At 71.8% G+C, this 10,791-nt stretch carries 5 protein-coding genes; 4 read left to right on the top strand and 1 reads right to left on the bottom strand.

The features are described 5' to 3' along the window. The first annotated feature begins 353 nt into the window (after positions 1-353). The 4 genes from Q4C85_RS10360 to Q4C85_RS10345 all read left to right on the top strand — a co-directional run bounded on the left by Q4C85_RS10360 (position 354) and on the right by Q4C85_RS10345 (position 9,489). A complete protein-coding gene (locus Q4C85_RS10360; protein ID WP_303141864.1) occupies positions 354-2,930 on the top strand; it encodes an ATP-dependent Clp protease ATP-binding subunit in 2,577 nt (858 codons plus the stop codon). A 586-nt stretch (positions 2,931-3,516) separates the two neighbouring features. Next, complete coding sequence (locus Q4C85_RS10355) at positions 3,517-4,695, top strand: putative glycoside hydrolase (RefSeq protein WP_303141862.1); 1,179 nt, start codon at positions 3,517-3,519, stop codon at positions 4,693-4,695. 124 nt (positions 4,696-4,819) lie between these two features. After that, positions 4,820-7,525, top strand: a complete 2,706-nt coding sequence (gene ppdK, locus Q4C85_RS10350) for a pyruvate, phosphate dikinase (RefSeq protein ID WP_303141861.1) — start codon at positions 4,820-4,822, stop codon at positions 7,523-7,525. 413 nt (positions 7,526-7,938) lie between these two features. Next, positions 7,939-9,489: a hypothetical protein gene (locus Q4C85_RS10345; RefSeq protein WP_303141858.1), complete on the top strand. Its 1,551-nt coding sequence runs from the start codon at positions 7,939-7,941 to the stop codon at positions 9,487-9,489. 121 nt (positions 9,490-9,610) lie between these two features. Here Q4C85_RS10345 and Q4C85_RS10340 read toward each other — a convergent pair whose 3' ends face one another. Beyond that, complete coding sequence (locus Q4C85_RS10340; RefSeq protein ID WP_303141856.1) at positions 9,611-10,669, bottom strand: alpha/beta hydrolase; 1,059 nt, start codon at positions 10,667-10,669, stop codon at positions 9,611-9,613. Positions 10,670-10,791: the final 122 nt, after the last annotated feature.

Below are 10,791 nucleotides of genomic sequence, written 5' to 3'. Positions count from 1 at the left end.
TCACCAGCGACTCCCACCCCGGTCTGAAGGCCTACGCAAACTCATCCACACCCTCGCCGACCACCACGACAGCAACAGACTCCAGCTCCCCCTCACCGCCTGACCTGCCCCCAGCCACCCAAGTGACACCACCCAAAGGGACTTGACCGTGGCGGCGGCCCCGCTCAGGCCGCGCGTATTCCTGAGCCGGGTCGACTCAAGGTAACTCACGCCTACCGCGAACAGGGGCATGGCCGTCCTGGGTGGCTGGTTAGCCTTGTCAGCACGTGCCCCCGCGCCCCCTGAGCTCGTTACTCGACGGCCAGGCCCACGGGCGCGACCACCGACCGCACGTGCCGAGGAGATACCCAGCGATGTTCGAACGCTTCACCGACCGCGCCCGCCGCGTCGTCGTCCTGGCCCAGGACGAGGCCCGGGCGCTCAACCACAACTACATCGGCACCGAGCACCTCCTCCTCGGCCTCATCCACGAGGGCGAGGGCGTCGCCGCCAAGGCCCTGGAGTCGATGGAAGTGTCCCTCGACGCCGTGCGCGCCCAGGTCGTCGAGATCATCGGCGAGGGGCAGTCGGCGCCCAGCGGCCACATCCCCTTCACCCCGCGCGCCAAGAAGGTCCTCGAGCTGTCCCTGCGCGAGGCGCTCCAGCTCGGCCACAACTACATCGGCACCGAGCACATCCTCCTGGGCCTCCTGCGCGAGGGCGAGGGCGTCGCCGCGCAGGTGCTCACCAAGCTCGGGGCCGACCTGTCGACCGTGCGCCAGACGGTCATGCAGATGCTCTCGGGCTACGAGGGCAAGGAGACCGTGACCGCCGGCCCCGGCAGCTCCAAGGAGGGCACGCCCTCGGGCTCGGCGATCCTCGACCAGTTCGGGCGCAACCTGACCGCCGCCGCGCGTGAGGGCAAGCTCGACCCGGTCATCGGCCGCCACAAGGAGATGGAGCGGGTCATGCAGATCCTCTCCCGGCGCACGAAGAACAACCCCGTGCTCATCGGGGAGCCCGGCGTGGGCAAGACCGCCGTCGTCGAGGGCCTGAGCCAGGCGATCGTCCACGGCGACGTGCCCGAGACCCTGCGCGACAAGCAGCTCTACTCCCTGGACATGGGCTCCCTCGTCGCGGGCTCACGCTACCGGGGCGACTTCGAGGAGCGCCTCAAGAAGGTGCTCAAGGAGGTGCGCACCCGCGGCGACATCGTCCTGTTCATCGACGAGATCCACACCCTCGTCGGGGCGGGGGCCGCCGAGGGCGCCGTCGACGCCGCCTCCATCCTCAAGCCGATGCTCGCCCGCGGCGAGCTCCAGACCATCGGCGCCACGACGCTGGAGGAGTACCGCAAGATCGAGAAGGACGCCGCCCTGGAGCGCCGCTTCCAGCCGGTGACCGTCGAGCAGCCCTCCATCGAGGAGACCATCGGCATCCTCAACGGCCTGCGCGACCGCTACGAGGCCTTCCACCGCGTCGTCATCACCGACGACGCCATCGAGGCCGCCGCCAAGCTCGCCGACCGCTACATCAACGACCGCTTCCTGCCCGACAAGGCCATCGACCTCATCGACGAGGCGGGGGCGCGCCTGCGCATCCGGCGCATGACCGCCCCGCCCGAGCTGCGGGAGATCGACGAGCGGATCGCCGCGGTCAAGCGCGAGAAGGAGAGTGCCATCGACGACCAGGACTTCGAGCGCGCCGCCGCCCTGCGCGACGACGAGCGCCGCCTGACCGAGCAACGCTCGGACAAGGAGAAGGCCTGGAAGTCCGGCGACCTCGACCAGGTCGCCGAGGTCGACGAGAACCTCGTGGCCGAGGTGCTGGCCATGTCCACCGGCATCCCGGTGGTCAAGCTGACCGAGGCCGAGTCCGCCAAGCTGCTCAACATGGAGACCGAGCTGCACAAGCGCATCATCGGCCAGGACAAGGCCATCGAGGCCCTGTCGAAGTCGATCCGGCGCACCCGCGCCGGGCTCAAGGACCCCAAGCGCCCCGGCGGCTCCTTCATCTTCGCCGGCCCCACCGGCGTGGGCAAGACCGAGCTGGCCAAGGCCCTGGCGGAGTTCCTCTTCGACGACGAGGACGCTCTCATCCAGCTCGACATGTCGGAGTTCGCCGAGAAGCACACCGTCTCGCGGCTCTTCGGCGCGCCACCCGGCTACGTCGGCTACGACGAGGGCGGGCAGCTGACCGAGAAGGTGCGTCGCCGGCCCTTCAGCGTCGTGCTCTTCGACGAGGTGGAGAAGGCCCACCCGGACATCTTCAACTCCCTGCTCCAGATCCTGGAGGACGGGCACCTGTCCGATGCCCAGGGACGCCTCGTCGACTTCAAGAACACCGTCATCATCATGACGACCAACCTCGGCTCGAAGGACATCGGCAAGTCGGTGGCCACCGGCTTCCAGTCCACCGAGGGTGGCCACATGGACTATGAGGAGATGAAGGCTCACGTCAACCGCGAGCTCAAGCAGCAGTTCCGCCCCGAGTTCCTCAACCGCGTCGACGACCTCATCGTCTTCCCGCAGCTGACCAAGGCCGAGGTGCGCCAGATCGTCGACCTCATGATCGCCCGCCTCGACAAGCGCCTGGTCGAGCAGGAGATGACCGTCGAGCTGACCGATGCCGCCAAGGACCTCCTGGCCGAGCGCGGCTTCGACCCGGTGCTCGGTGCCCGGCCGCTGCGCCGCGCCATCCAGCGCGACATCGAGGACGCCCTGAGCGAAAAGATCCTCTTCGGAGAGATCTCCCGCGGCCAGAAGGTCATCGTCGACGCCGTCGGCGAGGGGATCCTCGGAGAGTTCACCTTCCACGGCGAGGGCTGGGACCCCAAGATCGGCTCGGACCCCCTGAGCGCGGAGGTCGCCGCGGTCCAGGAGGCCGAGCAGGTCATCGCCGGGGTGGGCCAGGACGCCGCGGAGGCCGCGGGTGAGGGCGGGGGAGCCTGAGCCCGGCGACATCCTGAGCGCCCTCCTCAGCGCCATCACTGTCGACCGGCCGATCGGCCCGTCGTAACCAGCCGCCGACGGGGCGGGACCCAGCCGGGCCCCGCCCCGTCGGCGTCTGTCAGCGTTTGTCTTTCGCTGCGTCCTGCCGCGACACGCCGGGGAAAGGTGGCCACTACTCGCCGGGGCCCATCGTCTGTATTATGAAATCCATCTGGTCGACCCGGGATACACCGCGTTCGCTTATCTAAGCGATATCCCTGTCGCATCGTCTCGAGCCGACCGGTGGTCACGGTCGCTGTCCGGGATGGCTCCGCACAGCGCCCGCACGGCGGCTCCTGCCTGAGGTCCGTCCCTGCCGACCGGTGCACCTGACGCCCGGCGGCCCAGCTTCTTCCCTGAAAGATGCATCGATGAATGAGTCCGACACCCTGACCACTTCCAGGACCGTCGCGGGGCGCGCCACCCCGCCCCGCCCGCGCCGGGCACGGCGCCCTCGCCCGGGCCCGCCCCCGTCCCGAGCGTGCCCGGGTCGCGGCGGCCCGCGTCCTGGGCAGTCCATCGGCTCCTCTGAAGGGGGGCGCATCCGATGAGCGTCGGGCAGGTGCGCGGTGCGGGCGCCTGGATCCGCTACGGCGCCCCCGTCAGCCTTGAGGAGCTCGACTTCGCCGCCGAGCACTACCGGGTCGCCGTCCTCCAGCCCTGGGAGACCCAGGCCGCCGCCTGGCTGAAGTCGATGCGTCCGGATATGACGGTCCTGGCCTACCGGTGCCTGTCCTCGGTGCGCGAGGGTGAGCCCTGGCGCCGACGCGCCTCCGGCCTGGGCCTGCGCGAGGTGCGTCGGCGCAAGTGGCTGGCCCGGTCCGCTGACGGCTCGCCGATCCAGTGGCGCGAGGACCCGGGCCGTCTCCAGGCCCGGGTCTGGGACCCCGGCTACCGCCGCCGCTGGGCCGAGCAGGTGGCCTCCGACCTCGCCCCCACCGTCTTCGACGGGGTCATGGCCGACGGCGACGTCTACGCCGCCTGCCACGGCCTGGACCTGCACGGCCTGGACCCCCGGGACGAGACCGCGCCCCGGGACGCCGAGGGGCTGCGCCGGGCCCTGGACGCACTCGTCGCCGAGGCGGGCCGCGAGCTCGCCGCCTGCGGACGGCTCCTCGTGCCCAACATCGCCCAGGCCTATCGCCAGGATGGGCGCTGGAACCTCCACGCCTCCTGGGGCGGCGGCGTCGACGAGTCCTGGCTGGGGGCCGGCACCGGCTCCGACCCCGACGAGGACACCGCCCTCATCCAGGTGCGCGAGCTGGCGGGCCCCGGCCTGAGCATCGTGCGCACCCCCGCCGCGGGGGCAGGACGGCGCTTCGACGGCTCGGCCCAGGGGCTGTACGGGCTGGCGGCCTTTTGGGTCTTCGGCGCAGGTCCCGACCACTGCCGGGAGGACCACGCCTGCCCTGCGGCCCTGCCCGTGGGCGCGGCGCGGCGCGCCTACCTGTCCACCGGTGACAAGGACTACGCCCGCACCCCCTGGTTCCCCGCCCTCGACGCCGACCTGGGTGCCCCGGTCGACATGCCACGGCGCTGTGCCGGAGTGTGGCGCCGCGAGTTCGAGGGCGGTGTCGCCGCCGTCTGCCTGGGCTCCGAGGGCGGCGACCTGGTCCTGCCCCACGGGCTGCGGGCCCCGGGGCCCACCGGGGCTCCGGACGGTCCGGTGCTGGCCGAGCGCCTGCACCTGGGGGCGCGTCACGGGGTGCTCGCCCTGCGGCCCTGAGCCCGCAGGGCCCGGTGCGGCGCGCTGTTTGGCCGGGGGCCCGTACCGGAACTAGAGTGGCCTGGCCGTATCAATACGTGATGATGATGTTCCACACGACCGACTCGACCCGAAAGGGGCAAGGATGCCCAAGTACGTGTACCGCTTCAGCGAGGGCGACAAGGACCAGAAGGACCTCCTGGGCGGTAAGGGTGCCAATCTCGCCGAGATGACCCGTCTCGGCCTGCCGGTGCCTCCCGGATTCACGATCACCACCGACGCCTGCCGGGCCTACCTCGCCGACGGCGCCGTCCCCGAGGAGCTGTCCGTCCAGGTCACCACCGCCTTGCGCGAGGTCGAGTCCGAGCTCGGCCGCGAGCTGGGCGCCGCCGACGACCCGCTGCTGGTCTCGGTGCGCTCCGGAGCGAAGTTCTCCATGCCGGGCATGATGGAGACGGTGCTCAACATCGGCCTCAACGACGCCTCGGTCGTGGGCCTGGGCAAGGTCTCGGGCAACGAGCGCTTCGCCTGGGACTCCTACCGGCGTCTCATCCAGATGTTCGGCAAGACGGTGCTCGACGTCGATGGTGAGCACTTCTCCGCCGCCCTGGAGGCCAAGAAGGCCGACCGCGCGGTGACCCTGGACTACGAGCTCGACGTCGAGGCACTGTCCGAGCTCGTCGAGGAGTTCAAGGCCATCGTGCGCGAGCACGCCGGCATCGAGTTCCCCCAGGACCCGCGCGACCAGCTCGACATGGCCACCGAGGCCGTCTTCCGCTCGTGGAACACCGAGCGCGCCCACATCTACCGCCGCCGCGAGAAGATCCCCCACGACCTGGGCACCGCGGTCAACGTGTGCACGATGGTCTTCGGCAACATGGGCGAGACCTCCGGCACCGGCGTGTGCTTCACCCGGGACCCCTCGACCGGGCGCTCGGGCGTCTATGGCGACTACCTGGTCAACGCCCAGGGCGAGGACGTCGTGGCCGGGATCCGCAACACCCTGTCGCTGGCCGACCTCGAGAAGCTCGACCCGACGAGCTATGAGGAGCTGCGCGGCCTCATGCGCCGCCTGGAGACCCACTACCACGACCTGTGCGACATCGAGTTCACCATCGAGCGCGGCAAGCTCTGGCTCCTGCAGACCCGCGTGGGCAAGCGCACGGCCGCCGCGGCCTTCCGGGTCGCCATGCAGCTGGTCGACGAGAAGCTCATCACGATGGATGAGGCGCTGACCCGGGTCACCGGCGAGCAGCTCAACCAGCTCATGTTCCCCCAGTTCACCGAGGGCGGGGAACGCGACCTGCTCACCCGCGCCCTGCCGGCCTCCCCCGGGGCGGCCGTGGGCTACGTGGCCTTCGACAACGCCGAGGCGGTCTCGCGCACCGAGGCCGGCGAGCCGGTCATCCTCGTGCGCCGCGAGACCAACCCCGACGACCTGCCCGGGATGGTCGCAGCCGTCGGCGTGCTCACCGCGCGCGGCGGCAAGACCTCGCACGCCGCTGTCGTGGCGCGCGGCATGGGCAAGACCTGCGTGTGCGGCGCCGAGGCCCTCGAGGTCGACGCCGTCGCCAAGACGGTGCGCGTGGCCGGCCGCGACATCGTGCTCACCTCCGAGACGATGATCGCCATCGACGGCCAGAGCGGCGAGGTCTTCCTCGGCGAGGTCCCGGTGGCCGACTCCCCGGTGACCACCTATCTGCGGCAGGGCCTCGACGAGGCCCTCAAGCAGGCCGCCGACGAGGACACGCGCGAGCTGGTCACGAGCGTCGACCGCCTCATGCGCCACGCCGACGGCGTGCGCCGCCTGCTCGTGCGCGCCAACGCCGACACCCCCGAGGACGCGCTGCACGCCCTGCACCGCGGGGCCCAGGGCGTGGGCCTGTGCCGCACCGAGCACATGTTCCTGGGGGAGCGCAAGCAGTTCGTCCAGAACCTCATCCTCGCCCAGTCCGAGGCCGAGCGGGAGGCCGCCCTGTCGGCCCTGCTGCCGCTGCAGAAGGGCGACTTCGTCCAGATGCTCGAGACGATGGACGCCAAGCCGATGACGATCCGTCTCATCGACCCGCCGCTGCACGAGTTCCTGCCCGACCTCACCGAGCTGAGCGTCAAGGTCGCCATCGACCGTGAGCGCGGCACCCTCGACCCGGCCGACGAGGCGCTGCTCGCGGTCGTGCGCCGCCAGCACGAGGCCAACCCGATGCTCGGCCTGCGCGGCGCCCGCCTGCTGCTCACCCAGCCCGGCCTCATCGAGCTGCAGGTGCGCGCCATCGCCGAGGCCGCCGTCGAGCGCCTCAAGGCCGGGGGCAGCCCGCAGCCCGAGATCATGATCCCGCTCATCGGCTCGGTCCGCGAGCTCCAGATCGCCCGCGAGCGCGCCGAGGCCGTCCTGGCCGAGGTCGCGGCGGCGTCCGGCTTCGCCCTGGACTTCCCGATCGGCTGCATGATCGAGCTCCCGCGGGCGGCCGTCTCGGCGGACACGATCGCGGAGGAGGCGGACTTCTTCTCCTTCGGCACCAACGACCTGACCCAGACCACCTGGGGCTTCTCCCGCGACGACGTCGAGGGGGCCTTCTTCAAGGAGTACATCGACGAGGGCGTCTTCGGGGTCTCCCCCTTCGAGACTCTCGACGAGCGCGGTGTGGGACGGGTCATCGAGCTCGGGGTCGAGCGCGGTCGACAGACCAAGCCCGGCCTCAAGATGGGCGTGTGCGGTGAGCACGGTGGTGACCCGGAGTCCATCGAGTTCTTCCACCGGGTGGGGCTCAACTACGTGTCCTGCTCGCCCTTCCGCGTCCCCGTGGCCCGCCTTGAGGCCGGCCGCGCCGCGGTCTTCTTCCCGCAGAACTGAGACCCTCCGGGGCCGGTGCCCCGTGGGATGACCTGTTCGGGCGCCGGTCGCCCGACCCCGGCCCGTCGGCCGGGGAGCCCTTGATGGGGGCTCCCCGGCCGACGGGCCGTGTCTGTCCGGGGGACGGGTCAGGGGTTGCGAGGGCGACCGGCGCGGCGCAGCGCCGCCGAGAGCAACCCAACTGTGATCCTCGGTCCCGCCGCCTGGAGCCGGTGGGCGGCGGCCCGCGCTCGCTCGGCGGCAGCGACACTTCGGCACGTTACCGGGGCTCATGCGCCCGGGAACCGCTTTGAGACGCCCTGCGCAGGTCTCTCATTGGAGGCTCCGATCTTCTGGGAGTTTCGTGAGAGGATGTTCCTGTACTGGCATGCCGGGTGCGACAGGCGTGCACGCAAGGCGGGAGGCACAACGCAATGACGATCTTCGAGCTCAAGGGCACCAGGCTCGTGCCCGCGTCCCTCGGCAGCGCCGCGGGAGCGCCGGAGCGGAGCACCGCCCTGCGGGCCGCCGGTGGCCAGCTCGTCGACGTCCTGCGCCGTCCCCTCCTCACGGTCGCCCACGACCCGGTCGACGGCGGGGAGACCCTCGTCGCCCTGGACCCAACGGGACAGATCGTCACCGTCGAGGTCCTCGACCGTCTCAGCGCCCAGCGCCTCCAGGCGGCGATGTCGCGTGCCGGCACCAACGTGGCCGGGGGCAGGGGGGCGCTCGGCCTGCGCTACCGGGGTGGCTCCAGCGCCCTGAGGCGCGACCTCGAGGCACTGCGCGAGTCCGCGCCCTCCCAGGTCGCCTCCCCCCGCCTGGTCATCCTGGCCGCATCGGTGCCCGAGGAGATGCGGGCCTCACTGCTCGTCCTGGCCGGCTCCGCGGTCGAGATCCATGAGATCTCGGTGCGCTCAGCCGGCGACGGGCGCGTGTTCGTCACGGTGCAGCCCTTGTCCCCCGAGGCGCTGTCCGACTCCGACCGGGCCGATGCCTCGGCCGGGCGCAGGCGTTCCCGCTCCGCCGACGCCAGTGCGCTCAGCCCCGCCTCAACGCGCACCGACTCCGAGCGGATCGACCCCGGGACGTCCAGCACATCGTGGACCAGCTCGCTGGGGTCGGCGGGCTCGGCTGGACCGACGGGCTCGCTGGGGTCGACGGGGGCGACGGGCTCGTCGCGGGGGTCGACGCGCTCCCAGCGCCGTTCGGAGCAGTCCCGCCAGCCATCGTGGGGATCGGAGCGCTCCTGGCCCGAGACGACCAGCACCCCGGCCGCGCGCACGGCCCGCCAGGAGTCGAGCTCCATCGACTCGCGCTGGTCCGAGCGCAGCTGGTCGGAGCCGGCCCGCACCGAGCCGACACGCACCGACTTCGCGCGTCCCGAGCCGAGCCGCCCGGAGCCCGCTCGTCCCGAGCCGACGCGACCGGAGCCGACCCGCCCCGAGTCCTGGTCGGAGCGCAGCTGGTCGGAGCCTGCGCGCACGAGCCCCTCGTCCTGGTCATCGTGGTCCTCGGGCCCGGCGCCCGCATCCTCGTCCTTCGCCTCGGCGCAGCACGGTCTGGACGCCGTCACCGTCAACACGAGCTCGGTCATCGAGCGGGCTCCCACTCAGCCAGACATCCAGGGCGCCCTGTCCCGGATAGCGGACGCCGCCAACCACCGGGCCTCGGCCCGGGTCCTGGGCGCCACGCCGACCGTTCCCGCCGGGGACGAGGGGGAGGCCGCGCTGGCCTACCTGGCGGCCGCCGTCGACACCCCCGCCACCCTCGTGTGGCGCCGGGAGCGCCGCGGCATCAACCACGAGGCGGTTCTGCGCTCGGACGGCACGATCAGGCTGTCCGATGGCACGATCTACCGCGACCCCTCGGCGGCCGCCAACGCCGCCCAGCACACTCAGGACGTCGACGGCTGGCGCGTGTGGCGCATGGGCGCCAACGGCCCGAGCCTGGCCGAGGTCCTCGACACCTTCGCCACCGCCTGAGCGGTCTGGCGCCGGTCTGCCTCACCCACTCCCACCTCCTCGCCGAGATCGGTACATATTCCCGGCCTCGGCGAGGAGGGCACTGACCGCCCGCAACCGCCGACCCGCGTGAACCACTGATTCAGCGCAGGACGTAGGCGCTCATCCAGCGGCGCATGGCCCCGATGACCTGGGCGCGCACGGGGGGCTCGGAGAGCATGAGGTCGTGCACCCCGCCGGGGAAGCGGGCGACCGTGACGAGGTCGCCCAGGCAGATGGCGCGGCGGGCGGTGGCGTCGGCGTCGATGACCGTGTCGGCCCGGCGGGAGTCGGGGGTCCATGTCACGCCCAGGCGCGAGCGTCCCGCACCCATCGACAGGATGGGGCAGCGGATGTCGAGCCCGGCGGCGACCCGCGCGTGCCCCGCCAGGATCGCCTGGAGCCAGCCCGGGCGGATCGGTGCCGAGGGCGCTGGCTTCCAGTCGTGGTTGACGGCCCAGCCCGTGACGTAGGGGTCGCCCGCCCACGCCGGGTCGGGCAGGTCCCCGTCTCGCTCAGTCCAACCGTCGGCGATGGAGAACAGCGCCTCCGGGGCGTAGGAGGGCAGTGCGATGGGTCGGTGCGGGTCGCGCCGGGCCAGGGAGTTGACGACTGGCTCGCCGGCCAGGCGCACCGGTTCCGAGCCCTGGATCTCCAGCCACGCCGAGTTGAGGATGAGGGCCTTGAGCGCGCCGGGGTGGCGGTCGGCCCACAGGCAGGCGGTCAGACCGCCGGTGGAGTGCCCGCACAGGACGACGTCGGTCCCGGCGCCGCGCTCGGCCCGGATGACCGCCAGCGCCAGCCCGATCTCCTCGTCGTACAGTGCCAGGGAGGTGACCCAGCCCAGCATCTGGTCGGGGCGCAGGGAGCGTCCGTAGCGACGCAGGTCGACGGCGTAGAAGGCGCCGCCGAGACGGGAGATCTCGCGGGCCAACTCGGCCTGGAAGAAGTAGTCGTTCCAGCCGTGGAGGTAGAGCAGGGCGAAGGTCGGGGTCGTGGGCGTGCCCGCCAGCGCGTGGGGGTCGAGGTGGGGGACGTGGCGCACGAGGGTGGCTACGGCGTCGTCGTCGACATCGTCGGGCAGCAGCTCGAGGGTGCGCGCCTCGAAGCCCGGGCCGAGGATGTCGGGGCCCCAGCGCCCCACCTGGGCGTGCTCACCCATTCAGCTCCCCCTCCACCCGAGATCGGGACATATGGCACCGCGAGATCGGGACATATGACACCCCGAGATCGCCGCATCTGGCACGGTGCCGGACGGCGAGACGCAGCGACGGCGATCCCGAA

Origin of the sequence: Actinomyces sp. (assembly GCF_030524025.1) — a bacterium.
GTDB lineage: Bacteria > Actinomycetota > Actinomycetes > Actinomycetales > Actinomycetaceae > Actinomyces.
This window is presented reverse-complemented; position numbering and strand designations above follow the sequence as displayed.

Coding starts and splice junctions, on each gene's coding strand:
- Q4C85_RS10360 (WP_303141864.1), top strand. CDS start 354: ATGTTCGAACGCTTCACCGACCGCGCCCGCCGCGTCGTCGTCCTGGCC.
- Q4C85_RS10355 (WP_303141862.1), top strand. CDS start 3,517: ATGAGCGTCGGGCAGGTGCGCGGTGCGGGCGCCTGGATCCGCTACGGC.
- ppdK (WP_303141861.1), top strand. CDS start 4,820: ATGCCCAAGTACGTGTACCGCTTCAGCGAGGGCGACAAGGACCAGAAG.
- Q4C85_RS10345 (WP_303141858.1), top strand. CDS start 7,939: ATGACGATCTTCGAGCTCAAGGGCACCAGGCTCGTGCCCGCGTCCCTC.
- Q4C85_RS10340 (WP_303141856.1), bottom strand. CDS start 10,669: ATGGGTGAGCACGCCCAGGTGGGGCGCTGGGGCCCCGACATCCTCGGC.